Source organism: Microcella sp. (genome assembly GCF_046296455.1).
In the GTDB taxonomy this organism is placed as follows: Bacteria; Actinomycetota; Actinomycetes; order Actinomycetales; family Microbacteriaceae; genus Microcella.
The window spans coordinates 271,638-297,539 of record NZ_JBKBLF010000001.1; the positions used below are offsets into that span (position 1 = coordinate 271,638).

The following is a 25,902-nucleotide window of genomic DNA, read 5'->3' on the forward strand; positions in this document are numbered from 1 at the left end:
CCTAAGCGCTCGTCGTCGCCGGGGTGCGCACGAGCGGCAGGCTCACCCGGAACACCGTCTCGCCCGGGCGTGACGAGGCCGCGACCTCGCCGCCGTGCGCCTGCACGACCGCCGCGACGATCGAGAGGCCCAGGCCCGTCGAGCCCGTGGCGCGCGAGCGCGAGGTGTCGGCGCGCGCGAAGCGCTCGAAGAGCACGGGCTGCACCTCGGCGGGGATTCCGGGGCCCGTGTCGGTGATGGTCACGATCGCGCGGCCCTCGAGCGTGCCGAGCGCCGCGGTCACGCGCGTGCCTTCGGGGGTGTGCACGCGGGCGTTGGCGAGCAGGTTGGCGACGACCTGGTGCAGCCGGTGCTGGTCGCCCTCGACGATGACGGGGGCGCGGGGAACCCGCACGACCCAGTCGTGCGCTGGCGAGGTGGCTTGAGCATCGGCGACGGCGTCGGTCATGATCGCCGAGAGGTCGACGGGGTCGCGCCGCAGCTCGCGCCCCTCGTCGAGCCGGGCGAGCAGCAGCAGGTCGTCGACGAGCGCCGACATGCGCACCGACTCCGACTCGATGCGCGAGAGCGCGTGGCGGATGTCGTCGGGAAGCTCGTGCCCGCTGCGGCGGGTCAGCTCGCTATAGCCGCGGATGGCGGCGAGCGGCGTGCGCAGCTCGTGGCTGGCGTCGGCGACGAACTGCCGCACCTTCTGCTCGCTCGCCTGCCGCGCGTCGAAAGCGTTCTGCACGTGCTCGAGCATGCGCGTGAAGGCGGCGCCGAGCTGGCCGACCTCGGTGCTCGGATCGGTGTCGAGCGCGGGCAGCCGGTCGGCGAGGGCCACCGTGCCGCGGTCGAGCGGCAGGGTCGTGACGGCCGTGGCCGCCTCGCGCACGCGCGTGAGCGGGCGCAGACCGAGGCGCACGACCTCGCGCCCGAGCACGGCGGCGACGATCAGGATGCCGGCGAGCACGGCCGCGATGACCGCGGCGAGGCGGGCGACCGTGGTCGTGACCTCGCGCGTCGAGAGGCCGACGATGAGCACGGTGTCGCGGTCGGCGCTCGTCGCGAGCACCCGGAACTCGCCGAGCCCGCCCGGCAGGCGCAGGGTAACGGGCTCGCCGAGCGCGCGGATGGCGAGCACGCGCAGCTGCACGCTGCTGAGCTCGCGCACCGTGGCGTTGTCGTCGAGGTACGCGGCGACCGTCGACCCGTCGGACTGGATGACGCCGATGAGCGAGCCCGTCGGCAGGCCGGGGCCCTCGAAGCTCTGCGCGGGGCCGCGACCGGGGGCCGCGACGTTCTCGATGCGCTGGGCGATGATGCGCAGCTCGTCGTCGAGCTGGGCGACGATGTTGGCGCGCACGAAGTACACGCTCAGCACGCCGATCGCGAGCGTCGCCATCATGAGCAGCACGAGGATGCCCGCCACGAGCCGCTTGCGCAGCGACCACCCTCCGTGCATCACGTGACCGGCTTGATCATGTAGCCGACGCCCCGAACGGTGTGGATCATGGCGGGGCCGAGCGTGTCGATCTTCTTGCGCAGGTACGAGATGTAGATCTCGACGATGCTCGAGCGCCCGCCGAAGTCGTAGCTCCACACACGGTCGAGAATCTGCGCCTTGCTCAGCACGCGCTTGGGGTTGCGCATGAGGTAGCGCAGCAGCTCGAACTCGGTCGCCGTGAGCTCGATCTCGGTCTCGCCGCGGCGCACCTCGTAGCTCTCTTCGTTGAGCACGAGGTCGCCCACGCGGATCTCGGGGTCGGCCCGCTCGCTCACGACGAGCGCGCTGCGGCGGATCAGGCCGCGCAGGCGAGCGACGAGCTCTTCGAGGCTGAAGGGCTTCGTGACGTAGTCGTCGCCGCCCGCCGTGAGCCCGACGACGCGGTCGTCGACCGAGTCTTTCGCGGTGAGGAACAGCACGGGTACATCGGTGCCGTCGGCACGCAGGCGGCGCAGCACCTCGAGGCCGTCGAGGTCGGGCAGCATGATGTCGAGCACGACGATGTCGGGCTTGAACTCGCGGCCGTGCTGCAGTGCCTGCTGCCCGGTGAGCGCGGTGCGAACATCCCACCCCTCGTACTTCAGGGCCATCGACACGAGGTCGGCGAGCGATGGCTCGTCGTCGACCACGAGAGCCCGCACGGGCGAGCCGTCGGGGCGCGTGAGGCGGGGGGACTCGGGGAGCTCGTCATCAGCCATGGCTCCAGTAAGACGTAGAAGTCTATGAGCCTGCTTGGAGCATCCTAGGGCCGATGGCGGGGGCGATCGGCGGGGCGCCGGGCGCACGAGAGCCCCGGCGGCGAGGGGATGCGGGCCGGGGCTCTCGTCGATGAGCGCGGTGCGCTCAGGCTCTGCGCGTCAGGCGCGGTGCGCGCCGCGGCTGCGACGGCCGGCGCCGGCGATACCGACGATGAGGCCGAAGAAGCCCACGAGCGACGCGATCATGATGAGGGGGAGCGTGATCATCGGGTGCCTCGCGAACGGTTTCGGGAATCCAGGGGGTCTCACCGCCTCGGGTGCGGCGAGTCCTCCCTGTGGGGGACTCAGGTCGTCCCCCGCATCCCAGTGTGCGCTTAACGAACACTGTTCACAGTCCCCCGTTGGGGGGCACCGCGGTCCCCAGAAGGGGGGACCGCGTCGTTCACTTTTGTCCCCCGGCGGGCCTAGTCCTGGTTCGAGAACGCCGCGTCGAACGACTGCTCGGGCAGGTCCCACAGCAGCGATCGCACGAAGCCCACGGCCTCGGCCGCGCCGTGCAGCCGGCTCATGCCCGCGTCCTCCCACTCGATCGAGATCGGCCCGGTGTAACCGATCGCCTTGAGCGCCCGGAACGCGTCCTCCCACGGCACATCGCCGTGCCCGGTCGACACGAAGTCCCAGCCGCGCTTCGGGTCGCCCCACGCGAGGTGCGAGCCCATGACCCCCGCGCGACCGTTCTGGGGCCGCAGCCGCGTGTCTTTGCAGTCGACGTGGTAGATGCGGTCGGCGAAGTCGACGATGAACCCGACCGGGTCGATGTTCTGCCACATCATGTGGCTCGGGTCCCAGTTGAAGCCGAAGGCCTCGCGGTGGTCGATGGCCTCGAGCGACCGCACGCTCGTCCAGTAGTCGTAGGCGATCTCGCCGGGGTGCACCTCGTGGGCGAACCGCACCCCCTCGCTGTCGAAGACGTCGAGGATCGGGTTCCAGCGACGGGCGAAGTCGTCGTACCCGCCGTCGATGACGCTCGCCGGCACGGGCGGGAACATCGCGACGTACGGCCAGATGCTCGAGCCCGTGAAGCCCACGACGGTGTCGACGCCGAGCCGGCGCGCCGCCCGGGCCGCGTACTGCAGCTCGGTGGCCGCGCGCTGCCGCACGCCCTCGGGCTCGCCGTCGCCCCAGACCCGGCTCGACAGGATCGCCTGGTGGCGAAAGTCGATGGGGTCGTCGCACACGGCCTGCCCGGCGAGGTGGTGCGAGATCGCGTAGACCTGCAGGTTGTGGCGCTTCAGAATGTCGAGGCGGCCCTGCAGGTAGGCGTCGTCCTCCACCGCGCGCTGCACGTCGAGGTGCTCACCCGAGGCCGCGATCTCGAGGCCGTCGTAGCCCCACTGCTCGGCGAGCGTCGCGACCTCCTCGAGCGTCAGGTCGGCCCACTGACCGGTGAACAGGGTGACGGGATGCGTGGACACAAGTGACTCCTTCGTGGTGGTGGCGCGGGGCTAGAGATCGATCCAGTCGCCGGTGCGGGCCGAGGTGAGCACCGCATCCGTGATGCGGGCGGCGCGCACGCCGTCGGCGAAGACGGGGAGGCCCTCGGGGGCGGTGCCACGCACGGCGGCGTAGGTGTCCGCGGCGAAGGCCGTGAAGGCGTCCTGATAGCCGAGCGGGTGCCCGGGCGGCAGCACCGAGAGCCGCGCGGCCTCGGGGTGCAGCTCGTCGGTGTTGCGCAGGTGCCGCTCGCTCGCGGTGCGGCGGCCGATCCAGAGCTCCTCCGGGCGCTCCTGCTCGAACCGCAGCGACTCGCTCGCACCGTGCACCTCGAGCACGAGCCCGTTCTTGCGGCCGGGCGCGACCTGCGACACGAGAAGGCTCACTACGGCGCCGGCGGCGGTCTGCGCGAGCACGCCCGCGAGGTCCTCGGTCGCGACGGGGCCCGTGGATGCGCGCTCGGGGTACACCGTGCTCGTGAGCGCCTGCAACCGCACCAGGCGGTCGCCCGTCACGAACTCGAGCAGATCGCACAGGTGCGAGCCGATGTCGGCGAAGGCCCGCGAGGCTCCCCCGGCGTCGGTCGACACACGCCAGTTGTCGTCGGCCGCCGCGAGCAGCCAGTCCTGCAGGTAGGCGCCCTGCACGCTGAAGAGGCGGCCGACCTGGCCGGCGGTGACGCGGGCCCTCGCCTCGCGCACCATGGGGTGAAAGCGGTAGACGAACGGCACGGTCGCGACGACTCCCGCCCGCGCGGCACGCACCTCGAGGTCGAGAGCGTCGGCGACCGTGATCGCGAGCGGCTTCTCGGTCACGACGTGCGTTCCGGCATCGAGAACCCGCACGGTGAGCTCGTGGTGCGTGGCGTTGGGGGTGACCACGTGCACCACGTCGACGCGGTCGTCGGCGAGCAGGGCATCCACGTCATCGAACGCGGTCTCGGCGCCGATGCGCTCGGCGGCCGCGCGCGATCGCTCGGGGCTCGAGCTCGTCACGCCGATGATGCCGGCGCCCGCCGCGCGTGCGGCCCGGCTGTGCACGTCGGCCATGAAGCCGCCGCCGATGAGGGCGACGCCGAGGGGTGCGGTGGTCATGCGTGGCTCCTAGAGGGTCGACGCGGTCGGGTCCCAATCCTCGGGCAGGGCCGGCGGGATCGCCACGGTGCTCGCGATGTCGACCGCGGCCCCGTCGGTCTCGGCCGACCGCTGTATCGACACCATGAGGTCGAGAACGTGGAAGGCGAACTCGCCCGAGGCGCGCTCGGGTCGGCCCGCGCGGATCGCGCGCGCGAGCTCGACGACACCCGCACCGCGCGAGAAAGTCGAGCCCGAGGCGGGCACGACCTCGGCCTCTGACTCGTCGAACATGCCGTCGCGCCAGATGCGCAGCTCGCCCTCGAACATGTTGGGGTCGGGCAGCGTGAGCGTGCCCTCGGTGCCCGAGATCTCGACCACGCCGACGCGCGGGCGGCTCGACTGGAACGAGAAGGTGCTCTGCGCGCTCGTGCCGTTCTCGAAGTCGATGAGGGCGGCCACGTGCGTCGGCACCTCGACGGGGAACGACTCGCCCGCGCGTGGACCCGACGCGATGATGCGGGATGCGCGCGCTTGCGAGCCGCGCGCGACGACCCGCGCCGCCGGGCCCATGAGCTGCACGAGCGTCGAGAGGTAGTACGGGCCCATGTCGAAGAGCGGCCCGCCCCCGCGCGCGTACAAGAAGTCGGGGCTGGGGTGCCAGGCCTCCGGTCCGGAGACCTGGAAGAGGGTCAGCGCCGTGAGCGGCGTTCCGATGACGCCCGACTCGATGAGTCGGCGACCGGTCTGAATGCCCGCTCCGAGCACGGTGTCGGGCGCGCACGCGACGCGCAGGCCCGCGCGGTGGGCCTCGTCGAGCAGCGCCTGGCCGCTCTCGAGGTCGAGGGCGAAGGGCTTCTCGCTCCAGACGTGCTTGCCCGTAGCGAGCGCGTCGAGGGCGACGGGCACGTGCGCGGCGGGGATGGTGAGGTTGACGACGATCTCGATGTCGTCGCGCGCGAGCAGCTCGGCGACCGTTCCGCTCGCGGCGATGCCGTACTCGGCGGCGCGGGCCGCGGCGCGATCGGTGTCGAGGTCGGCGACCATGACGACGCGCACGTCGGCGGCGCGCGTGAGGTTCTCGAGGTACTGCTGGCTGATGACGCCCGCGCCGATGACGCCGACGCCGACGGGGCCGCTCACGCCTCGACCCCGAGCGTGCGCACGAAGGCGAGGCTCTCGGCGATGCCGTCGAACAGGTCGGCGCCGTAGGCGTCGAACTCGATGACGGGGCGGGCGTGAGGTGCCGCCGCGAGGATCTCGGCGATCGGCATCGCCCCGCTGCCGGCCGGCAGCTGCTGATCGATCTCGCGGTTCACGGGTCCGTCTTTGATGTGCAGCGCGACGACGCGCTCGCCGAGGCGGCCGAGCAGCGCGACGGGGTCGACGCCGCCGACGGCGCTCCAGTAGGTGTCGAGCTCGAGCACAACGCCGTCGCCGAGCGCGTCGGCGAAGACCTCGAGGGCGGGGCTGCCGTCGATGCGGCTCTCGAGCTCCCACCAGTGGTTGTGGTACCCCACCTGCAGACCGTGATCGGCGGCCGCGCGGGCCACCTCGGTCAGCTCGGCGGCGAGGGCGGTGACGTCGTCGCGCGACGTCCAGCGCTCGTCGGGCACATAGGGGTCGATGACCGTCGCGACGCCCACCCGGGCGGCGGCGGCGAAGGCCGCGGCGTGCGCCCCGCCGAGCAGGGTCGCGTGCGAGGTGGGGGCCGTGAGCCCGGCCGCGGCGAGGGCGGGCTGCAGGGTGTCGGCCGCCTCGGTGAGGCCGAAGGGCTCGACGCAGTGGAATCCGAGCTCGGCAAGGCGCTGCAGGGTGCCTCCCGCGTCGGCGGCGAGCGCGTCGCGCACCGTGTAGAGCTGCACAGAGACGGGGGGACGGGGCACGGCAGAACTCCTCGACGATGGTGGCGGGCCGGGCGCGGCCGTGCTCCACTCTACGGTCGCGCGGGCACAACCGACAACAAAGGTATGACCTAAGCGGTGTCCGGGCCCGCGATGCGCACGAGCGAGGGTCGCGTCACGAGCCGGGCCGCCCGCACGATGCCGAAGACCACGAGCCAGCCGATGCCGATCGTGGTGGCGACGAGCTCGAGCCGGCTGCCGAAGACGGCGTTCCAGCGCGCGAGCGAGAGCAGTCCCCCCGTCGCCGCGACCACGCCGACCGCGACCGCCATGAGCAGGGTCAGCCCGCTCAGCGCCCGGTGGCCGGGCGCGAACGCGACCTGCAGCATGGCCCAGCACGCCGCCCCGAAGGCCACGACGGCCGCGAGCGTGTGCACGAAGTCCTGCACGGTGAAGGTGTCGCCGACCGGCAGCGGGCAGGCCTGCGCGCACGGCACCTGGGCGGCGATGAGAAACGCCGAGCAGGCCAGGGCGAGCGTGAGAGCAGGGGTGCCGCGTCGCAGCAGTGGCGGGCGGCTGCGCAGCTCGCGCATCGACCATGCCACGAGCATGCCGCCCGCCACGAGCAGCAGCAGAGCGAGCTGAAACTGCTCGGCCGTCGGCTCGCCGAGGGCTCCGAGCTCGCTCACGTAGAGCTCGCGCGGCACCGAGACGCGGGCGAGCCAGATGAGCACGAGGGCGGCGGCGACGAGCAGGGCGCCGACGATCGCGAGCGCAGCATCCCGAAGCCGATGGGGGCTGTCGACCATGGTGGGCGCGTCAGGCGGCCGCGGCGGTGCGGTCGCCGGAGTCGGGCTCGTCGTCGATCGCGTGCGCGGCGCCCGGGCCGCGGCGCAGCCGCGAGATGCGGATGACGCCCGCGCCCACGAGGCCGATCACGGCGGCGATGAGGATGACGTAGAACGCCACCGACAGGTAGCCGTTGGCCGAGGTCTCGGGGTTGAGGAAGGGGTAGGGGTACCAGCCGCCGTCGAGCACGGGGTCGTACGTGACAGCGCCCCGCACGAGCGTGTAGACGGCCCACACGATCGGGAAGGCCACGATCGTGCCGATGTGCTTCCAGTCGAGTCGGTGCCGCCCGGGGGCGAACAGCCAATCGACGAGCAGGTAGAGGGGGCCCCACAGGTGCAGGATCTCGTTCGACCAGCCGAGCGTCGACCCCTGCTCGAGCTCGATGCCGCGCAGCAGCAGGTTGTAGACGATGCCTGTCGTCACCATGAAGGTCGTCGCGACGGCGCGCAGCACGCTGAACCACCGAGGGCTCTTCTTCAGCAGCGTCAGGCCGATGGCCATGACGAGCACGACCGTGGCGAGGATGTTCGATTCGATCGTGAAGAAGCTGAAGAAATTGGTGAGCCGGAACGGGATGTCGGTGAGGCCCTGCAGCTGCCAGTACCGCAGCGAGGTGATGATCTGGCCCACGACGGCGGCGCCGATCGCGAGCGCCGCGACGATGCGCAGCACGAAGAAGAGTCGGGTCACGCGCAAGGGCCTTTCGACATCGGGCGGCGGGGCTTCGCTCATGCTATGTCGCGGCAAGCCCAAACCGAGCATGCGTCTTCTCCGGGTTGTGACCGGCAGTTAACACGCCCGAGACGCACATCGTGTTCACTGGGCACAGCAGGGGGAGGGCGAGAAGCGATGACGATGATGCGCGCGATGGTCATGACCGGGGTCGGCGGTGCCGAGGTGCTCGTGCCGGCCGAGCTGCCCGTGCCCGTTCGGGCCGGCGCCGAGGTGCTCGTGCGGGTGCACGCGACGAGCGTGAATCCGATCGATGTGAAGACGCGCGCAGGGCGCGGCGCGGCCTCGGCCATCGACCGGTTTCCCGCCGTGCTCGGCTACGACATCGCCGGCACGGTCGTCGAATCGGCGTACCAGTCGCATGCGCTCGCACCCGGTCGCGAGGTCTACGGCATGACGATGGTGCCGCGTCTCGGGGGCGGCAACGCCGAGTTCGCGGCGGTGCCCGAACTCTTTCTGACCCCCAAGCCCACGACGCTCTCGATGACCGAGGCGGCGGCCGTTCCGCTCGCGGCGCTCACCGCGTGGGGCATGGTCGTCGACGTGGCGCGCGCCCACGAGGGGCAGCGCATGCTCATCCACGCCGGCGCCGGCGGTGTGGGGCACTTCGCCGTGCAGTTGGCGGCCTACTTCGGCGCGAGCGTCACGGCCACGTGCTCGACGGCCAACGTGTCGTTCGTGCGCGAGCTCGGGGCCGCGCGCGTCGTCGACTACACGAGCGCGCGCTTCGAGCACGAGGTGCACGACCACGACGTCGTCATCGACCTCATCGGCAATGTGCACGACGACACCGGTACGCGGTCGCTCGCGACCCTGCGGCCCGGCGGGCTGCTCGTCAACGCACCGAGCGGCAGCTGGCCGGGCATGCTCGCCGACGCCGCCGCCGCGGGCGTGCGGGCGACCGACTACAAGGTCTCGCCGAACGGAGCGACCCTCGCCGTCATCACCCGCATGATCGAAGCCGGCGACCTGCGCGTGCACGTCGACCGCGTGCTGCCGCTCGATGAGCTCGCCGAGGCGCACCGGCTCGTCGAGTCGGGCCGCACGCGAGGCAAGATCGCTATCGAGGTATCCCGACCGTGACGCCCGTCCAGACCAGCTGGCGCTCGCGCACGTAGTCGTCTTCGATCGTCTCGCCGACGAGAAAGCCCTTCGTGCCCACGATTGCGAACCCCGACTTCTCGTAGAACCGGTTCGCTCGGGCATTGTGGATGTTCACCCCGAGCCACACGCTCACCGCACCCTCATCGACCGCCGCGTGAAGCGCGTGTTCGACGAGCGCCGACGCCACCCCGCCGCCGTGCTGGTCGGGATGCACGTACAGCTTGCTCAGCTCGGCCGTGGGGCGATGCCGCACCGCGGCCGCGACGTCGGGGTCGCTCGGCTCACCGTGCACGAGCATCGCGTAGCCCGCGAGCTCGCCGCTCTGCTCGGCCACCATCACGAGGCGCTGCGCGTCGGCGAGGTACCGCTCGAACGCGGAGCGGCTCAGGCGCTGCTCGATGAACGCGGCCTTCGCCGCCTCGGTCGTCGACGGCGGGCACGCGAGCGGGAAGGTGAGCGCCGCGAGCAGGTGCAGCGCCTCGGCCTCGTCGCGTCGGGCCTCGCGCACGTGCACACCGCTCTCGACCATCCCCCCATTCTGCCCGCCGGTGTTCGCAACTCAGGCTGTACCGCCAGATGTGCCGCACGAACCGCGCACGTTTGCCTGCTCAGCCTGAGTTGCGAACACGCCCGCGGCGAGACGCGGTTCAGCGCGCGGCGAAAACACGAACGGCCCCGCCGAAGCGGGGCCATTCGTGCGTCGCGCCGCAGCAGCGGCGGCGGCGCGACAGAAAACGCTAAACGGCGTTGACGTCGAGCGGGATGCCCGGGCCGAAGGTCGTCGAGAGCGAGCCCTTCTGCAGGTAGCGCCCCTTCGAGCTCGACGGCTTGAGGCGCATGACCTCGTCGAGCGCCGCCTTCAGGTTCTCGTGCAGCTGCTCTTCGGTGAACGCGGTCTTGCCGATGATGAAGTGCACGTTCGCGTGCTTGTCGACGCGGAACTCGATCTTGCCGCCCTTGATGTCGGTGACGGCCTTGGCCACATCGGGGGTGACGGTGCCGGTCTTCGGGTTGGGCATGAGGCCGCGGGGGCCGAGCACCTTGCCGAGACGACCGACCTGGCCCATGAGCTCGGGGGTCGAGACCGCCGAGTCGAAAGCGGTGTAGCCGCCCGCGACCTTCTCGATGAGCTCGACGCCGCCGACCTCGTCGGCGCCGGCCGCGATCGCGGCCTCGGCCGCAGGGCCGGTCGCGAACACGATGACGCGAGCGGTCTTGCCCGTGCCGTGCGGCAGGTTGACGGTGCCGCGCACCATCTGGTCGGCCTTGCGGGGGTCGACGCCGAGCTTGAGCGCGACCTCGACGGTCGAGTTGGTGTTCTTCGAGCCGGTCTGACGAGCGACGGCGACGGCCTCGGCCGTCGAGTAGAACTTGCCGTCTTCGATCTTCTCGGCCGCGGCCCGGTAGGCCTTCGACTTCTGTGCCATGTTGTGTCTCCTAGAGGTGAGTTCGCGGTTGACGAGCCTGGCTGGCTCTCCCGCTGGGGTGAAGGTCCTGCTGCTGTGAAAGTGGCGAGTCGAGCTACTGCTCGACGGTGATGCCCATCGAACGAGCAGTGCCGGCGATGATCTTCTCGGCCGCCTCGATGTCGTTGGCGTTGAGGTCGACCTGCTTCTGCTCGGCGATCTGGCGCACCTGCTCCTTGGTGAGCTTGGCCACCTTGACGGTGTGCGGGGTCGACGACCCTTTCTGCACGCCCGCGGCCTTCTTGATGAGCTCGGCGGCCGGCGGGGTCTTGAGGATGAACGTGAACGAACGGTCTTCGTACACGGTGATCTCGACCGGGATGACGTTGCCGCGCTGCGACTCGGTCGCGGCGTTGTACGCCTTGCAGAACTCCATGATGTTGACGCCGTGCTGACCGAGCGCCGGGCCGATGGGCGGGGCGGGGTTGGCGGCGCCGGCCTGGATCTGCAGCTTGATCAGACCCGTGACCTTCTTCTTCGGTGCCATGTTCTCTTCCTTCGTGTCGAGCGGCATCCGGGTGGATGCCGCGCTCCCGCCTGCGTGCCCTGTGCACGCCGCGGTCGCGCTGGAGCTCAGGGAATTGCGCAGCAATTCCGCGACGCCAGCGCCGATGAGGCTACGCCTCATCGGGTTCTATGTGGTTACAGCTTGGTGACTTGGTCGAACGACAGCTCGACCGGGGTCTCGCGCTCGAACAGCGAGACGAGCACCGTGAGCTTGCCGCTCTCGGGCTTGATCTCGTTGATCGTGCCGGGGAGCCCGGCGAACGAGCCCTCCTTGATCGTGATGGTCTCGCCGACCTCGAAGTCGATCTCGGCGGGGATGACGCGTGCCGCGAGCCCGCCGCCCTTGGGGCCGCCCGCCTTGGCCGGGGCCTCGGCGATCTGCACGGTCGACTTGAGCATCTGGAACGCCTCGTCGAAGCGCAGCGGCGTGGGGTTGTGGGCGTTGCCCACGAAGCCCGTGACGCCCGGCGTGTGCCGAACGACCGACCAGCTGTCTTCGTTGAGGTCCATGCGCACGAGCACGTAGCTGGGGATGCGCACGCGCGTCACGAGCTTGCGCTGGCCGTTCTTGATCTCGACGACGTCCTCCATGGGAACCTGCACCTCGTAGATGCTCTCCTCCATGTTCATCGAGATCTTGCGGTTCTCGATGTTCTGCTTGACGCGCTTCTCGAAGCCGGCGTACGAGTGCACGACGTACCACTTGCCGGGCTTCATGCGCAGCTCGAGCTTGAACTCGTCGTAGGGGTCGACCTCGGCGGGCTCGGCGTCGCTCTCGGGCTCGTCGGCCTCGTCGTGCGTCGCCTCGGCGGCGGCGTCGGCCTCGTCGGCCGAGTCGATGTCGAGGGCGTCGTCGACGATCGCGTCGGCCTCGGGGTCGGCGGCGGCTTCGAGCGCGTCGAGCAGACCGTCGAGGTCGGGCTCGTCGCTCTCGTCGACCAGGTGCATCGCCGAGTGCTCGACGGCGTCGACCGAGTGCAGGTCGGCGGCGAGGGTGTTGCCCTCTTGCGCCTCGTCCTCCTCTGACGACTGCTCAGCGGCGGTCGAGTAGTCGAGGTCGCTGGGGAGCTTCTCGGTCACGGTTTCTCTTTCTCTCTGTACAGCGGGCGATCGGGTGCGGAGCGGCGGCCTACAGGCCGATCGCGGCCGATCCGTCGCCGAAGACGAAGCGCACGAGCCACAGGAACACGATGTCGAGGCCCGAGACGATCGCCATCATGATGATCACGAAGACGAGCACGACGACCGTGTAGGTGATGAGCTCGCGCCGCGTGGGGGTGACCACCTTGCTGAGCTCGTTGAGCACCTGGCGGATGAACAGCGCGAAGCGCCCGAACGGACCACGCTTCTCGGCGCGCTCCTTCTTCGCGTTCGCGACGATGTCCTCGCCGGGCTCATCGATCACATTGCTCACGTGATGCTCTCCTCACGACTCATCGTCGTCATGACTCTGGTGGGGTGTGCCGCGAGGCACATGTCATCGCCGTTCCCGGGGGCTCCCTGCGGAACCCCCGGGCCGACGACTCTGCAGGGCGGACAGGACTCGAACCTGCAACCTGCGGTTTTGGAGACCGCTGCTCTACCAATTGAGCCACCGCCCTCTGCGGTGGATCGCTGATCTTCGGGCACGCGAAAGCATGGCAGAGATCAACTACCTCGACCCAGTGTAGGCGACGACGCGGGGAGCGCCAACCCGGGCCCCGTGCCGACGATCGGCACGAGCATCCGGCGCGAGGGATGCGGCGCCCCCGTAGAATCGGGGCCGTGACCGCCGACTCCTCCCGCATCGCCCGCCGTATCGCCGCGATCAGCGAATCCGCCACCCTCAAGGTCGACGCGAAGGCCAAGGCCCTCAAGGCCGCCGGACGGCCGGTGATCAGCTACGCGGCTGGCGAGCCCGACTTTCCCACCCCCGACCACATCGTCGAGGCCGCCGTCGCCGCCGCGCGCGACCCGAAGAACCACCGCTACACGCCCGCCGCCGGCCTGCCCGAGCTGCGCGAGGCCGTGGCCGAGAAGACCGCGCGCGACTCGGGGCTCGAGACGAGCGCGAGCCGCGTCATCATCACCAACGGCGGCAAGCAGGCGGTGTTCCAGGCCTTCGCGACGATCGTCGACGAGGGCGACGAGGTGCTGCTGCCCGCGCCGTACTGGACCACCTACCCCGAGGTCGTGCGTCTCGCCGGCGGCGTTCCCGTCGAGGTCTTCGCGGGCGCCGACCAGAACTACCTCGTGACGGTCGAGCAACTCGAGGCCGCGCGCACGCCGCGCACCAAGGTGCTGCTCTTCGTGAGCCCCTCGAACCCCACCGGCTCGGTGTACAGCCGCGAGCAGACGACGGCCATCGGCGAGTGGGCCCTGCAGCACGGCATCTGGGTCATCAGCGACGAGATCTACCAGGCCCTCACCTACGACGGCGTGCGCGCGGTGTCGATCGTCGAGGCCGTGCCCGAGCTCGCCGAGCAGTGCATCCTCGTCAACGGCGTCGCCAAGACGTACGCCATGACCGGCTGGCGCGTGGGCTGGATGGTCGGCCCGGCCGACGTCATCGCCGCCGCGTCGAACCTGCAGTCGCACCTGTCGAGCAACGTCGCCAACATCTCGCAGCGCGCGGCGATCGCCGCCCTCACCGGGCCGCAGGACGCCGTCGCGAGCATGCGCGAGGCCTTCGACCGGCGGCGGCGCGTGGCCGTCGCCGAGCTCAACCGCATCCCCGGCATGGTGACGCCGACCCCGACGGGCGCGTTCTACGTCTACCCCGACGTCACCGGGCTGCTGCACCGCGAGTGGAAGGGCCAGACGCCGACGACCTCGCTCGAGCTCGCCGACCTGATTCTCGAGCACGCCGAGGTCGCGGCCGTTCCGGGTGAGGCGTTCGGGCCCAGCGGCTACCTGCGCTTCAGCTACGCGCTGGGCGACGCCGACCTGCTCGAGGGCATCCAGCGCCTGCAGGCGCTCTTCGGCACGCGGTAGCGATGGCCGCAGCGCTCGCCGGGCTCGGCCTCGGCCTCTCGCTCATCATCGCCATCGGGGCCCAGAACGTCTTCGTGCTGCGGCAGGGCATCCGGCGCGAGCACGTGCTCGCCGTCGTCATCGTGTGCGCGGTCTCTGACGCCGTGCTCATCGCCGCGGGCATCGCGGGGCTGGGCGCCGTGCTCGAGGTCGTGCCCTGGCTCGTCGACGTGGTGCGCTGGGCGGGCGCGATCTTCTTGGTCGGGTACGGGATGCTCGCCGCGCGCCGCGCGTGGCGCCCGACCGGCGCCCTCACGGTGGGCGAGCAGCCCGAGGGCGGCGAGCCCGCGCCCGCATCCGGCCCCCGTCTGCGCAGTGTGCTGCTCACGGCGCTCGCGCTCACCTGGCTGAACCCGCACGTGTACCTCGACACCGTCTTCTTGCTCGGGTCGATCGCGAGCACGTGGGACGAGCAGCGCTGGCTGTTCGGCGCGGGGGCGATGCTCGGCAGCGTTCTGTGGTTCACCGCGCTCGGCTTCGGCGCGCGCTACCTCGGGCGCTGGCTGTCGAGCCCGCGCGCGTGGCGCTGGCTCGACGCCGGCATCGCGGTCGTGATGGTCGCGATCGCCGTGTCACTCGTCTGGCCTGCCTAGGGTCGGCCAGCACGTGAGCGCAGCGGCGAACTAGCGCTGCGCGGCCGCGTAGGCTTCGCGCACGTCGGCCGGGATGCGGCCGCGGTCGCCGACCGTGTAGCCGTTCTGCTGCGCCCATGCCCGCACGGCGGCGGTGTCGCCGCTGCCGGCGGAGCGCGTGCGCGGCGCGGCGGCCGAACGGCGGCCGGTCGAGCGCGCACGGGCGATGAACGGCGCGAGAGCATCCCGCAGCGCCTGCTGGTTGGCGCGGCCGAGGTCGATCTCGTAGCTCGCGCCGTCGAGCGCGAAGGTGACGGTGCCGCCCTCGCCCGGGCCGATGACGGTGCTGTCGAGATCGTCGACGAGCTCGGTCGTAATGCGCTTCATGAGAATTCCCCTCGGTATTCGAATAAACCATTGTGAGTTTATCGGTAATTGCCACACGAAAACGTAATTGCGCACCAGCGATTATCAGCGTCCACCGGTCGGTGGACCCGGGAATCCGCCGGGCGGAGGTTCCGCCGGCAGGGGCGGGGCGGGATGCTGGTGCCATGACCACTTCTGAGAACGTCGTCGAGGTGCGCGACCTGCGCAAGACCTACGGCGACCTGACCGCGGTCGACGGAGTCTCGTTCGACATCCACCGCGGCGAGACCTTCGCCCTGCTCGGCCCGAACGGCGCCGGCAAGTCGACCACCATCGAGATCCTCGAGGGGTACCGCTCGCGCTCGAGCGGTGCCGTGAGCGTGCTCGGCGTCGACCCCGGCCGGGGCGGGCTCGACTGGAAGGCGCGCCTCGGCATCGTGCTGCAGTCGAGCGGCGAGAGCGGCAACGTGACGGTCGCCGAGCAGCTGCGGCACTTCGCGGCGCTCTACCCCAACCCGCGTGACGTCGACGAGGTGATCGCCGCAGTCGGGCTCGAGAGCAAGGCGGGCGTCTTGATCCGCAAGCTCTCGGGCGGGCAGCGTCGCCGCGTCGACGTCGCGGTCGGCATCGTCGGACGGCCCGAGCTGCTGTTCCTCGACGAGCCGACGACGGGCTTCGACCCCGAGGCGCGCCGCAGCTTCTGGCAGCTGATCCGCACGCTGCAGAGCGAGGGCACGAGCATCCTGCTCACCACCCACTACCTCGACGAGGCCGCCCAGCTGGGCGACCGCGCCGGCATCATCGCGGGCGGCCGCATGGTCGACCTCGCGCCGATCGACGAGATCGGCGGCCGCGAGTCGCGCGTGCCGCTCGTGCGCTGGCTCGAGAACGGCGAGCGCCGCGAGCAGCGCACCACGACGCCGGCGACCCTGGTCACCGAGCTCGTGACCCGCCTGGGCGCCGAGCCCGACTCGCTCGAGGTGATCCGGCCCAGCCTCGAAGACGTCTACCTCGACCTGGTCGGCCACGAGCACGCGAGCGATCTGAGCGCCGAGGCGCTGAACGAGACGGAGGCAGCACGATGACCGCCATGACGACGCCCCGACCGGGGCTGCGCGAGAACGGGGCGGCGCGCGCGCTGCGCCTGGGGCTGCTGCGCATCGGCTACGAGGTGCGCGCCTACTTCAGGCAGGGCGACACGGTGTTCTTCACCTTCCTCTTCCCCGTGGTGATGCTCACGATCTTCTCGGTCTCGTTCAGCGAGGCGAGTTTCGGGCAGACCGCCGACGGCGACGAGATCACCGCGGCGTGGTTCTTCTTGCCCGCCATGCTCGCCGCGGGCGTGCTGCTGAGCGGCCTGCAGAACCTCGCGATCGACATCGCCATGGAGAAGAGCGACGGCACCCTCAAGCGACTCGCGGGCTCGCCCCTGCCGGTCGTGAGCTACTTCTTCGGCAAGCTCGGGCAGTCGTTCACGACGGGTCTGCTGCAGGCCGGCGTACTGCTGCTGCTGGGCTTCACGGTCTTTCAGGTGCCGCTTCCCGAGAAGGCCGAGAACTGGTGGGTCTTCGCGTGGGTCTTCACGCTCGGCGTGCTGTGCTCGGCCATCCTCGGCATCGCGCTGAGCGCCGTGCCGCGCAGCGGCAAGAGCGCGACGGCCGTCGTGATCCCCATCACGCTCGTGCTGCAGTTCATCTCGGGCGTCTACCTGCGCTTCAGCGACCTGCCCGAGTGGCTGCAGAACGTGGCCTCGGTGTTCCCCCTCAAGTGGATGGCGCAGGGCATGCGCAGCGTCTTCTTGCCCGACGAGCTCGTCGTGCTCGAGCAGAACGAGTCGTGGGATCTGCCGGGCATCGCGCTCGTACTCGCGATCTGGCTCGTGGCCGGCCTCGTCGTCACGAGCCTCACCTTCCGCTGGATCCGCAAGGATTCGTGAGCGTCAGGATGCTGCGCCCGAGTCTGGCCCCGACCGCACCGGTCACCCGTGGCTAGGCTCGGGCGCATGACCGCCCGTCGAGTGTGGAGTGCCGCCGTCATCGGCATGGCGACCCTGCTCGGTGTGCTGCTCGTCATCACGGGCCGCGATGCCCTCGACGCCGTGCTCGGAACCGCCGGCATCGTGCTGCTCGTCGCGGCGTGGTTCACGCTCGGCCTGCCGCGGCTCGACGACCCGCGCGGGGCGCCGGTCTTCGTGGGGGTCGTCGCCGTCGCCGTCGCCCTCATGGTCTCTGGCTCGCCGACGCTCGCGATCGTGCAGGGCATCGCCTACCCGATCGCGTGGGTGTTCTGCGCATCGATCCGCCGGGCGGTCGTGCAGAACATCGTCATCGCGGCCGGGGTCACGATCGGGTTTCTCGTGAGCCTGGGCACGACGCCCGGCGCCCTGCTGCAGACCGGCTTCACGATGATCGTGTCGCTCGGCTTCAGCCTGGCCATGGGCTTCTGGATCGCCCACATGAGCGAGCTCGGCGAGCGCAACGGCCGCCTGCTCGCCGAGCTGCAGGGAGCGCAGTCGCAGATCGCGACCCTGAACCGCGAGGCGGGTGCGACCGCCGAGCGCGAGCACCTCGCGCGCGAGCTGCACGACACGATCGCGCAAGACCTCACGGGGCTCGTCATGCTCGCGCAGCGCGCTCGGCGCGAGCTCGGCGACAGCGAGACCCTGCGCATGATCGAAGAGAACGCCCGAGCGACCCTCGCCGAGACCCGCGCGCTCGTCGCCGCAAGCGCCGCCCTCGGCGACGAGTCGACCGACCTGGCGTCTGCCCTGCACCGGCTTGCCGAGCGCTTCTCGCGCGAGACCGGCGTCGCCGTCACGTGCGAGGTGGCCGTCGGGCTCGCGCTCGACCGCGAGACAGAGGTCGTGGTGCTGCGCTGCGTGCAGGAGGCGCTCGGCAATGCGCGCAAGCACGCGCGGGCATCCCGCATCTCGATCGCGGTGACGATCCCCGATGGCGACGGGCATCGCGTGCGCGTGGCGATCACCGATGACGGCATCGGGTTCGACCCCGATTCGGCGCGCGACGGCTTCGGCCTCTCGGGAATGACCGATCGGCTCGCTCTCGTGCACGGCACCCTCACCGTGCGCAGCGCGCCGGGCACCGGCACGACGCTCGTCGCCGAGCTGCCGGCCGCGGGGGTCACAGCGTGAGCGGCGTGATCCGCGTGCTGGTGGCCGACGACCACGCTGTCGTGCGCGCCGGCATCGTGGCGCTGCTCTCGGCCGAGCCGGGAATCGAGGTCGTCGGCGAGGCCGTCGACGGCGTGCAGGCTGTCGAGCTCGCCCTGGCGCTGCTGCCCGACCTGGTCGTGATGGACGTGCGCATGCCGCACCTGACGGGGGATGCCGCGACGGCGCGGATTCGCGAGCGCACCGACACGGTGCGGGTGCTCGTGCTCACCACCTACGAGTCGGATGCGAGCATCCTCTCGGCCATCGAGGCGGGCGCAAGCGGCTACCTGCTGAAAGCGGCCCCGGCCGACGAGCTCATCGCGGGCGTGCGGTCGGTCGCCGCGGGCGAGGTGGCCCTGTCTCCGGCGATCGCGGCCCAGCTCGTCGCGCGCATGCGCGAGCCCGCGCCCGCCGTGCTGACGCCACGCGAGACCGAGGTGCTGCGGCTCGTCGCCGACGGGCTCTCGAACCGGGCGATCGGCGAGCGCCTGTTTCTCGGCGAGTCGACCGTCAAGACGCACCTGCTGCGCACGTTCGAGAAGCTCGGCGTCAACGACCGCACGCGGGCCGTGACCCTGGCGATGCAGCGCGGTCTGCTCTAGAAGGGCTGGTTGACGAAGACCGGCTCGGGGTGCAGCACGACCCCGAACTCGGCCATGACGCGCGTCTGGATGTAGCGCGCGAGCTCGGCCACCTCGGCGGCCGTCGCGCGCCCGCTCGCGTTCGTGAGGGCGAGCGTGTGCTTCTTCGACACGGATGCGCCCGAGCCCGGCAGCGCGAAGCCGCGAGCGATGCCGGCGTGCTCGATGAGCCACGCGGCGCTGAGCTTGACGGTGCCCTCGGTCGGGGGCGGCGGAGCCGCCGGCTCGGCGCCGAGCGGCACGGCGAGCGCGGGCGGCTCGGGCTGCTGAGGCCAGCGCGGGGCGTCGGGCGGCAGGCCGAGGGCGAACGACGCGCTCACGATCGGGTTCGTGAAGAACGATCCGGCACTCACTGAGTGCGGGTCGGCCTCGTCGAGCACCATGCCCTTGCTCGCGCGCAGGGCGAGAACGGCCGAGCGCACGCCCGCGAGCGGAGCCCGCTGCCCCGCGTCGACCCCGAGCGCGTCGGCGAGCTGCGCGTAGGCCACGGGCCGCCCGAGCGCTTCGGCGCTGCGCTCGAGCGCGAGGTCGACGCTCAGCACGACCGCGCGCCAGCCCTGCTTGATGGCGCTCGTGCGGTATCCGAGCGCGAGCTCTGGGGCGGGCACCGTGCGCCGGTCGCCGCTGTCGACGTCGAGCACCTCGACGCTCACGAGGCTCTCGGCAATCTCTTGCCCGTAGGCCCCGATGTTCTGGATGGGCGCAGCTCCCGTCGAACCGGGGATGCCGCTGAGCGCCTCGATGCCGCCCCAGCCGCTCTCGACGGTGTGCGCCACGAGCGCATCCCACGGTTCGCCCGCCTGCACCCGCAGTCGCACCGGGCGCGCCGATCCGTCGACGTCGGGCAGCCGCTCGACGCCGCGCGTCGCGACGCGCACGACGACGCCCTCGACTCCCCCGTCGCCGACGAGAACGTTCGAGCCACCCCCGAGCACGAGCCACGGCTCGCCCGATCCCTCGGCCTCGAGCACGGCGGCGACGAGCTCATCGCTCGTCGTCGCCTCGACGAGGCGATCGGCCGGGCCGCCCACGCGCAGCGTGGTGAGCTCGGCGAGCCGAACGGTCATCAGTCGAGCGGGGTGACGCGCACCTGCGCCTTGCCGAGCACCGTCTGCTCGCCCACGGTCGCGGTGAGGTCGATGCGGGCCCCGGTGTCATCCACCGCCGCGACGGTGGCCGCGACCGAGACGACCGCGCCGAGCTGCGGGTCGACCACGACGGGGCGGGTGAACCGCACCTGGTAGTCGCTGACCCAGCCGCGGGCATCCAGCCAATCGATCACGGGCTGCACGGCGAAGCCCATCGTCAGCATGCCGTGGGCGAGCACTCCCGGCAGCCCGACCGCGGCGGCGACGTCGTCGCGGTAGTGGATGGGGTTGAAGTCGCCGCTCGCCCCGGCGTAGCGCACGAGGCTGTCGCGCGTGAGCGGGAACGAGCGCTCGGCCACGACCTGGCCGACCTCGAGGCCGTCGAGCAGGCTCATGAGTCGTCTCCTCTGATGACGAGCGTCGAGATGCTCGTGACGACGTGGGCGCCGCTCGCGTCGGTCATGGCCGACTCGCTCGTGACCATGCTGTTGCCGCCGAGCGACTTGATGCTCGTGACGCGCAGCGTCGCGGTGAGCTCGTCGCCCGCGACGATGGGCCGCGAGTAGCTGAAGCGCTGGTCGCCGTGCACGACGCGGCTGAAGTCGATGCCCGCGTCGGGCTCGGCCAGCAGCTGCTGCAGGGTCGCCTCGGCGATGACGATGGGAAAGGTCGGGGGCGCCACGACGTCGGCGAAGCCGGCCGCACGGGCCGCCTCGGGGTCGTGGTGCAGGGGCGCGGTGGCGAAGACGGCGCGGGCGAACTCGCGCACCTTCTCGCGCCCCACGAGGTAGGGCGCACTCGGCGCGAAGGCGCGCTCGGTCAGCTCAGGATTCACGGGCACGCGCCCAGTCTAGGCGCGAGGGGATGCCGTGGCCGGGTCTAGAAGAGCGTCGCGCCGAGCAGGCGGTCGAGCATCGCGCGCCCGAGCGCGCGCTCGGCGGTGTGCCCGCGGGCCTCGCCGCGCACGAGCAGCTCGAGGCCGCGCGTCGCCGCGACGGCGCGCAGCGCGAGCTCGTCGCGCTCGGTCGGCGTGCGCCCGTAGCCGTGCAGGAACGCCGCCCGCAACCAGGGCTCATCGCGCCAGGGGCCGTACTCGAGCCACAGCAGGTCGACGATGCGCGGCTCGAACTCGAGGTGCGCGAAGTCGATGAAGCGCACGTGGCCGCCCGGGTCGATGATCCAGTGCTGCGGCGTGAGGCGCCGGTGCGCGGGAACGTGATCGAACTCTCCGAGGTCGAGCGCGGCGGCGACGTGCTGCCGGGCGAGGTGCCGCTCGGCCGCGAGCCGCTCGGCGCGCTCGTCGCGGCCGTCGAGCCCATCGCCCCACAGCGCGTCGGCGGCGCGGCTCCAGCGCTCGAACTCGGCGGCGATGTGCCGACCGAAGCGGTCGTGCTTGCGGGGCGGCTCGGCATCGTGCAGCCGCCGCACGAGATCGCCCGCGCGCATGTGGATGTCGGGGTCGCGCTCGTGGGCCGTGCCGGCCGCGGGTTCTCCGAGCAGCCGCGAGAGGGTGACGAGACGCAGTGCCGGGTCGCTCAGCACGATGCGCGGCGCGTCGCCGCCGAGCGCCACGGCGTACTGCTGCAGGGCCTCGGTCTCGCGGTGGTGGGGGCCCGCATCCCGATGCCATTTGACGACCGCCTGCTCGCCGCCGCGCGTGACGACGTGCAGCACGCGCGAGAGCTTGTGGGCGCCCCAGTGCTCGGCCACGACGTCGACGGGGCCGAGCGTGCGGTGCACGCGGTCGAGCACTTCGGCGTCGCTCGCGAGGCGGGCGCGGGAATCGGAGGATCGCGCATCGACGGTGATGCTCACGGTGTCCTCCTCCGGCCGGTGGAACAGGCCCTCAGGGCCTATGCGAAACCCCGGTCCGCCGTCGTCGGCGTTCCGGGGTCTCGGTGGTTCGTGGTGTCAGCGGGCTACTGGCAGCTCTCGCACTGCAGCATGTCCATCGGGTCGACGGGCACGGCGTAGCCGCCGATGGTCTCGTTGTCGTTGTCCATGATGGACCTCCTTCTGCTGAATTCTCCGCCCCCGGCGGCTAGGGGTCTCACTATATAACGGGAATCACACGCGTGTCATTCCCCTACATGTTGTGTTTTCGGCGTGTCGCGCCCCTTTTTCTCGGGATGCTCGCCGGGCTCCCTCCGGCATGCGCGCAGGCACGGCCCGTACCCTGGAGGCCTCCCCCTCTCGAGCTCGCGAAGGTCGACATGCGCTTCTGGCCCGCCTCAGCATCGGCGATCCCCGTACGGTCGCTGCCAGCGGTGCCGCGCGACCTGGCGCACCAGATCGACGAGGGCTACCTCGTCGCCCTCTCGGCGCTGCGGCTCACGGTGAAGAACGGCGTCATCATGCGCATCCTGCGCGATGGCGCTGCGTGGGACGAGCACGAGTCGGCCGCGCTCGCCCGGCAGGCGATCGACAGTCTCGCCGCAGAACTGCGCACGACCGCCGCGCGCCTGGCCGACGACAGCGTGCTCGCGGCACCGACCGCGCGCGAGTCGCGCAGCGCCCGCTCGAAGCGCGATGCCGCGCGCGTGCGCCGCAAGCGCGACGAGGCCGCTCGGCTCGCCGCCCGCAGCCGCACCCTGCGCGGGGTCGTCGAGAAGCTCGAGGCGGCGCGCGACGACGAGGCGGTCGTGCGCGACCTGGCCCTGCGGGCGCGTGACGACACGATCGGCGAGCTCATGCAGGCGCGGCTGATCCCCCGCGCCGAAGCGGTGGTGCTGACCGAGGAGGAGCAGCGCGAGTCGATCGCGGGCGTCAAGGCCGACCTGCAGCGGCTGATCGACGAGCGCACCGGGTACTGAAACGGTAGCGAGGGCGGGACGAAACGGTAGCGAGGGCGGGACTCGAACCCGCGACACCACGATTATGAGCCGTGTGCTCTAACCACCTGAGCTACCCCGCCGGGCAGGTACTCCGCGCGACCGCGAGGCCGATACGGATGAACCGGAGCCCCGAGTCAGGATTGAACTGACGACCCCTTCCTTACCATGGAAGTGCTCTACCACTGAGCTATCGGGGCGCTGCCGATGCCGCGAACGGCGATTGGCACCAGAGAAGATTAGCACTTGAGAACCGGCCCTCCGCACCCCGCTCAAGCCCGCATCCGCGCGGTTCCGGGTATGGAACCGATTCCATTTTCGACCGCGGGGTGTCGTAGGGTGGCGGAATGCCGAACGAGCCCACCACCTCGACGAATCCTGCCGCGGTCGACCACCACCGCTCTGCCGCACCCGGCGCCGAGTGGTGGCGTTCGGCGGTCATCTACCAGATCTACCCGCGGTCGTTCGCCGACGCGAGCGGCGACGGCATCGGCGACCTCGCCGGCATCACGCACCGCCTGCCTGCCCTGCGCGAGCTCGGCGTCGACGCCGTCTGGCTCTCGCCCTTCTTCCGCTCGCCGCAGCGCGACGCGGGCTACGACGTCAGCGACTACTGCGATGTCGACCCCATCTTCGGCACCCTCGCCGACTTCGATGCCCTGCGTGACCGCGCGCACGAGCTCGGCCTGCGCGTGATCGTCGACCTCGTTCCGAACCACTGCTCGAGCGATCACCCCTGGTTCCAAGAGGCCCTGGCCGCCGGCCCGGGCTCGCCCGAGCGCGACCGCTTCATGTTCCGCGAGGGCACGGGCGAGCACGGTGAGCTGCCGCCCAACAACTGGCAGTCGATCTTCGGCGGCAACGCCTGGACGCGCATCACCGAGGCCGACGGCACGCCCGGGCCGTGGTACCTGCACATCTTCGACACCTCGCAGCCCGACTTCAACTGGAAGAACCCGTGGGTCTGGGAGCAGTTCCGCCAGATCCTGCGCTTCTGGCTCGACCGCGGCGTCGACGGATTCCGCGTCGACGTGGCGCACGGCCTCATGAAGAAGGAGGGCCTGCCCGACATCGTGCAGGTGGCCGAGGCCGGCGGCCTCGCCGACGCCATCTCGGCCCCCGACGAGGTTCCCTACTGGGCGCAGCCCGAAGTGCACGAGGTCTACCGCGACTGGCACCAGGTGCTCGCCGAGTACGAGGGCGATCGCGTGCTGTGCGCCGAGGCCTGGGTCGAGCCGCTCGCGAAGGCCGCGCTGTGGGTGCGCCCGGACGAGATGCACCAGGCCTTCAACTTCAGCTACCTCGGCACGCCGTGGGAGGCCGAGCGCCTGCGCTCGGTGATCGACGAGTCGATCGCCGCGTTCACCGCCGTCGGCGCTCCGAGCACCTGGGTGCTCTCGAACCACGACGTCGTGCGCCACCCGAGCCGCTACGGCCTGAGCACCTACGGCGCCGCGCCCGCGAGCGGCATCGGCCCCAAGTCGGCCGACAAGCCCGATGACGAGCTCGGGCTGCGCCGCGGTCGTGCCGCGACGAGCCTCATGCTGAGCCTGCCCGGCAGCGCCTACCTCTATCAGGGCGAAGAGCTCGGGCTGCCCGAGGTCATCGAGCTCGACGACCACGTGCGCGAAGACCCGACGTTCCACCGCACCAACGGCGAGGTCTACGGGCGCGATGGATGCCGAGTGCCGATCCCGTGGGAGACCGCCGGGCCGGCGTTCGGCTTCAGCGCCTCGGGCGAGAGCTGGTTGCCCCAGCCCGACCGCTTCGCCCGGTTCGCCCGCGACGTGCAGCAGGGGGATCCTGCGTCGACGCTCGAGCTGTACCGTTCGGCGCTCGCGCTGCGGGCCGAGCACGGCCTCGGCACCGGATCGGTGCAGTGGCTCGAGGGCTTCGCCGATGACGTCGTGGCGCTGCGGAACGGCACCGTGATCGTCATCGCCAACGTGGGCGCGCATCCGGTGCCGCTGCCCGCGGGCGAACTGCTGCTCGCGAGCGGGCCGTTGACCGACGGCGCCGTGCCCAGCGACACCACGGTCTGGATCGCGGCGAGCTGAGCCCCGCCGAGCAACGAGCGACGGCCCCCGGAGGAATCCGGGGGCCGTCGCTCGTTGTCGCAGACCGGTGGCGTTGCTGGGGTTCGCCGGCAGCCCCGGGGAGGGGTCGATGGCGGTGTCGTCGATGCGGATCTCGAAGTGCAAGTGCGCGCCCGTCGAGGTGCCGGTGCTGCCGACCGTGCCGACGAAGTCGCCGACGAGCACCTGCTGGCCGGGCACGAGCGGCGAGCTGCCGCCCGTCATGTGGGCATAGGTGCTCGTGACGCGCTGACCGTTGATGACGTGCTCGATGATGGCGTGCTGGCCGAAGCCGCCGCTGTACTCGGACTGGATGACGACGCCGTCGGCGATCGCATAGATCGGCGTGCCGGCACCGGGGTTGAAGTCGAGGCCCTGGTGGTAGCTCGAGCACCAGCGGCAGGGCGCGACGCGCTCGCCGAAGCCCGACGAGATCGGCACCGCGTAGGGGAACGGCCAGCGCACGGCGCCGGTTCCCGAGGTGCTGTACGAGAACGAGCGGTTGCCGTACTTGAGGCGCAGCAGCTCGGCGTACGAGGTGACCGACCAGTCGTCGCGCGTCGCGGCCGTGGCGGCGAGCTCGCTGCTCGCCTCGACGTCCATGACCTGGCCCTCCGGCGCCGCGGCATCGGCCGACTCGGGCGACACCGACGACATGGCCATGGATGCGGGGGGCGCCTCAGGATCGAACAGCGCGTTCGCGGGCACCGAGGTGCCGACGAGCAGGGCGGCGGCCGCGAGCATGACCGCGGGCGGGAAGGCCTTCTTGGCGATGCGGCGTGCGAGCGGCACGCGCGGAGCGGCGGGGCGCTCGGGCACGACGGCGGCGGTCGCGGTCGCGGTCGCGGGTGCCATCGGGGCCGGGCCTGCGGCGGCGCTCGAGCGACGG

Annotated in this window: 29 protein-coding genes, 3 tRNA genes and 1 pseudogene; 10 read left to right on the plus strand and 23 right to left on the minus strand. The window is 71.3% G+C overall.

The features are described 5' to 3' along the window. Position 1: 1 nt before the first annotated feature. The 8 genes from ACK4HH_RS01245 to ACK4HH_RS01280 all read right to left on the minus strand — a co-directional run bounded on the left by ACK4HH_RS01245 (position 2) and on the right by ACK4HH_RS01280 (position 8,137). Positions 2-1,444: a sensor histidine kinase gene (locus ACK4HH_RS01245; protein ID WP_409647586.1), complete on the minus strand. Its 1,443-nt coding sequence runs from the start codon at positions 1,442-1,444 to the stop codon at positions 2-4. Then, positions 1,444-2,184: a response regulator transcription factor gene (locus ACK4HH_RS01250; protein ID WP_409647503.1), complete on the minus strand. Its 741-nt coding sequence runs from the start codon at positions 2,182-2,184 to the stop codon at positions 1,444-1,446. The genes ACK4HH_RS01245 and ACK4HH_RS01250 overlap by 1 nt, the downstream gene beginning before the upstream one ends. Before the next feature lie 464 nt (positions 2,185-2,648). Next, a complete protein-coding gene (locus tag ACK4HH_RS01255; RefSeq protein ID WP_409647506.1) occupies positions 2,649-3,659 on the minus strand; it encodes a sugar phosphate isomerase/epimerase family protein in 1,011 nt (336 codons plus the stop codon). Positions 3,660-3,689: 30 nt separating this feature from the next. Beyond that, complete coding sequence (locus ACK4HH_RS01260; protein ID WP_409647509.1) at positions 3,690-4,772, minus strand: Gfo/Idh/MocA family protein; 1,083 nt, start codon at positions 4,770-4,772, stop codon at positions 3,690-3,692. Between the two features lie 9 nt (positions 4,773-4,781). After that, the gene (locus tag ACK4HH_RS01265) at positions 4,782-5,894 is read right to left on the minus strand and encodes a Gfo/Idh/MocA family protein (RefSeq protein WP_409647512.1); all 1,113 of its coding nucleotides are present in this window, start codon (positions 5,892-5,894) and stop codon (positions 4,782-4,784) included. Beyond that, on the minus strand, positions 5,891-6,637 hold the full coding sequence (locus ACK4HH_RS01270) for a sugar phosphate isomerase/epimerase family protein (RefSeq protein ID WP_409647514.1): 747 nt from the start codon (positions 6,635-6,637) through the stop codon (positions 5,891-5,893). The genes ACK4HH_RS01265 and ACK4HH_RS01270 overlap by 4 nt, the downstream gene beginning before the upstream one ends. Positions 6,638-6,726: 89 nt before the next feature. Next, entirely contained in the window at positions 6,727-7,404 is a 678-nt protein-coding gene (locus ACK4HH_RS01275; protein ID WP_409647517.1) for a DUF998 domain-containing protein, read from the minus strand. 10 nt (positions 7,405-7,414) lie between these two features. Then, the gene (locus tag ACK4HH_RS01280) at positions 7,415-8,137 is read right to left on the minus strand and encodes a Pr6Pr family membrane protein (RefSeq protein WP_409647519.1); all 723 of its coding nucleotides are present in this window, start codon (positions 8,135-8,137) and stop codon (positions 7,415-7,417) included. A 159-nt stretch (positions 8,138-8,296) separates the two neighbouring features. Here ACK4HH_RS01280 and ACK4HH_RS01285 point away from each other — a divergent pair, with 159 nt between their 5' ends. Next, entirely contained in the window at positions 8,297-9,262 is a 966-nt protein-coding gene (locus ACK4HH_RS01285) for an NADP-dependent oxidoreductase (protein ID WP_409647522.1), read from the plus strand. On the opposite strand, the gene ACK4HH_RS01290 is transcribed toward ACK4HH_RS01285, so the two are convergent. From ACK4HH_RS01290 to ACK4HH_RS01315, 6 genes are all read right to left on the minus strand, one after another. Beyond that, the gene (locus ACK4HH_RS01290; protein WP_409647524.1) at positions 9,240-9,812 is read right to left on the minus strand and encodes a GNAT family N-acetyltransferase; all 573 of its coding nucleotides are present in this window, start codon (positions 9,810-9,812) and stop codon (positions 9,240-9,242) included. The two genes, ACK4HH_RS01285 and ACK4HH_RS01290, sit on opposite strands and share 23 nt — an antisense overlap. Positions 9,813-10,020: 208 nt before the next feature. Beyond that, the gene (gene rplA / locus ACK4HH_RS01295) at positions 10,021-10,710 is read right to left on the minus strand and encodes a 50S ribosomal protein L1 (protein ID WP_255160344.1); all 690 of its coding nucleotides are present in this window, start codon (positions 10,708-10,710) and stop codon (positions 10,021-10,023) included. Positions 10,711-10,804: 94 nt separating this feature from the next. Then, entirely contained in the window at positions 10,805-11,236 is a 432-nt protein-coding gene (rplK, locus tag ACK4HH_RS01300) for a 50S ribosomal protein L11 (protein ID WP_153982273.1), read from the minus strand. A gap of 155 nt (positions 11,237-11,391) precedes the next feature. Further along, a complete protein-coding gene (gene nusG, locus ACK4HH_RS01305; protein ID WP_409647527.1) occupies positions 11,392-12,336 on the minus strand; it encodes a transcription termination/antitermination protein NusG in 945 nt (314 codons plus the stop codon). A 49-nt stretch (positions 12,337-12,385) separates the two neighbouring features. Continuing rightward, positions 12,386-12,670 (minus strand): preprotein translocase subunit SecE, encoded by a 285-nt coding sequence (secE, locus tag ACK4HH_RS01310; protein ID WP_409647530.1) that lies wholly within the window; start codon positions 12,668-12,670, stop codon positions 12,386-12,388. Positions 12,671-12,784: 114 nt separating this feature from the next. Then, positions 12,785-12,857 (minus strand) — tRNA-Trp (locus ACK4HH_RS01315). Between the two features lie 163 nt (positions 12,858-13,020). Between ACK4HH_RS01315 and ACK4HH_RS01320 the strand changes: the two genes are divergently transcribed. Together ACK4HH_RS01320 and lysE are read left to right on the plus strand one after the other, a co-directional pair. Then, positions 13,021-14,229, plus strand: coding sequence for a pyridoxal phosphate-dependent aminotransferase (locus ACK4HH_RS01320; protein WP_409647533.1), 1,209 nt, complete (start codon positions 13,021-13,023; stop codon positions 14,227-14,229). A gap of 2 nt (positions 14,230-14,231) precedes the next feature. Further along, on the plus strand, positions 14,232-14,861 hold the full coding sequence (gene lysE, locus ACK4HH_RS01325; RefSeq protein ID WP_409647535.1) for an L-lysine exporter: 630 nt from the start codon (positions 14,232-14,234) through the stop codon (positions 14,859-14,861). A gap of 30 nt (positions 14,862-14,891) precedes the next feature. On the opposite strand, the gene ACK4HH_RS01330 is transcribed toward lysE, so the two are convergent. Beyond that, positions 14,892-15,227, minus strand: coding sequence for a histone-like nucleoid-structuring protein Lsr2 (locus ACK4HH_RS01330; RefSeq protein ID WP_409647538.1), 336 nt, complete (start codon positions 15,225-15,227; stop codon positions 14,892-14,894). 164 nt (positions 15,228-15,391) lie between these two features. Here ACK4HH_RS01330 and ACK4HH_RS01335 point away from each other — a divergent pair, with 164 nt between their 5' ends. From ACK4HH_RS01335 to ACK4HH_RS01350, 4 genes are all read left to right on the plus strand, one after another. After that, positions 15,392-16,291, plus strand: a complete 900-nt coding sequence (locus ACK4HH_RS01335; protein WP_409647541.1) for an ABC transporter ATP-binding protein — start codon at positions 15,392-15,394, stop codon at positions 16,289-16,291. Next, a complete protein-coding gene (locus ACK4HH_RS01340; protein ID WP_409647544.1) occupies positions 16,288-17,142 on the plus strand; it encodes an ABC transporter permease in 855 nt (284 codons plus the stop codon). The genes ACK4HH_RS01335 and ACK4HH_RS01340 overlap by 4 nt, the downstream gene beginning before the upstream one ends. Before the next feature lie 66 nt (positions 17,143-17,208). Further along, positions 17,209-18,357, plus strand: coding sequence for a sensor histidine kinase (locus ACK4HH_RS01345; RefSeq protein WP_409647547.1), 1,149 nt, complete (start codon positions 17,209-17,211; stop codon positions 18,355-18,357). A gap of 5 nt (positions 18,358-18,362) precedes the next feature. Further along, entirely contained in the window at positions 18,363-18,980 is a 618-nt protein-coding gene (locus ACK4HH_RS01350; protein WP_409647588.1) for a response regulator, read from the plus strand. Here ACK4HH_RS01350 and ACK4HH_RS01355 read toward each other — a convergent pair. The 5 genes from ACK4HH_RS01355 to ACK4HH_RS01375 form a co-directional block, all read right to left on the minus strand. Next, on the minus strand, positions 18,977-20,086 hold the full coding sequence (locus ACK4HH_RS01355; protein WP_409647550.1) for a UDP-N-acetylmuramate dehydrogenase: 1,110 nt from the start codon (positions 20,084-20,086) through the stop codon (positions 18,977-18,979). The two genes, ACK4HH_RS01350 and ACK4HH_RS01355, sit on opposite strands and share 4 nt — an antisense overlap. After that, a complete protein-coding gene (locus ACK4HH_RS01360; protein ID WP_409647553.1) occupies positions 20,086-20,502 on the minus strand; it encodes a MaoC/PaaZ C-terminal domain-containing protein in 417 nt (138 codons plus the stop codon). Before ACK4HH_RS01360 ends, ACK4HH_RS01355 begins: the two co-directional genes overlap by 1 nt. After that, complete coding sequence (locus ACK4HH_RS01365; protein ID WP_409647556.1) at positions 20,499-20,948, minus strand: MaoC family dehydratase N-terminal domain-containing protein; 450 nt, start codon at positions 20,946-20,948, stop codon at positions 20,499-20,501. Before ACK4HH_RS01365 ends, ACK4HH_RS01360 begins: the two co-directional genes overlap by 4 nt. Before the next feature lie 38 nt (positions 20,949-20,986). Next, complete coding sequence (locus tag ACK4HH_RS01370; protein WP_409647559.1) at positions 20,987-21,922, minus strand: hypothetical protein; 936 nt, start codon at positions 21,920-21,922, stop codon at positions 20,987-20,989. A gap of 104 nt (positions 21,923-22,026) precedes the next feature. Further along, positions 22,027-22,161 (minus strand): hypothetical protein, encoded by a 135-nt coding sequence (locus tag ACK4HH_RS01375; protein WP_409647561.1) that lies wholly within the window; start codon positions 22,159-22,161, stop codon positions 22,027-22,029. A gap of 159 nt (positions 22,162-22,320) precedes the next feature. On the opposite strand from ACK4HH_RS01375, the gene ACK4HH_RS01380 reads away from it, so the two are divergent. Continuing rightward, positions 22,321-22,920 carry a hypothetical protein gene (locus ACK4HH_RS01380; RefSeq protein ID WP_409647563.1) on the plus strand — a complete coding sequence of 200 codons (600 nt, stop codon included), beginning with the start codon at positions 22,321-22,323 and terminating at the stop codon, positions 22,918-22,920. A 27-nt stretch (positions 22,921-22,947) separates the two neighbouring features. Here ACK4HH_RS01380 and ACK4HH_RS01385 read toward each other — a convergent pair. Continuing rightward, a tRNA-Met gene (locus tag ACK4HH_RS01385) sits at positions 22,948-23,021 on the minus strand. Between the two features lie 45 nt (positions 23,022-23,066). After that, positions 23,067-23,138 (minus strand) — tRNA-Thr (locus ACK4HH_RS01390). A gap of 147 nt (positions 23,139-23,285) precedes the next feature. Between ACK4HH_RS01390 and ACK4HH_RS01395 the strand changes: the two genes are divergently transcribed. After that, positions 23,286-24,995 carry a glycoside hydrolase family 13 protein gene (locus tag ACK4HH_RS01395; protein ID WP_409647566.1) on the plus strand — a complete coding sequence of 570 codons (1,710 nt, stop codon included), beginning with the start codon at positions 23,286-23,288 and terminating at the stop codon, positions 24,993-24,995. A 162-nt stretch (positions 24,996-25,157) separates the two neighbouring features. Here the strand turns inward: ACK4HH_RS01395 and ACK4HH_RS01400 are convergent. After that, positions 25,158-25,670, minus strand: a pseudogene (locus tag ACK4HH_RS01400) (M23 family metallopeptidase); the annotation flags it as partial. Between ACK4HH_RS01400 and ACK4HH_RS01405 the strand changes: the two are divergent. Then, a partial coding sequence (locus ACK4HH_RS01405; protein WP_409647569.1) for a hypothetical protein occupies positions 25,552-25,902 on the plus strand: 351 nt, incomplete at its 3' end. The pseudogene ACK4HH_RS01400 and the gene ACK4HH_RS01405 overlap by 119 nt on opposite strands.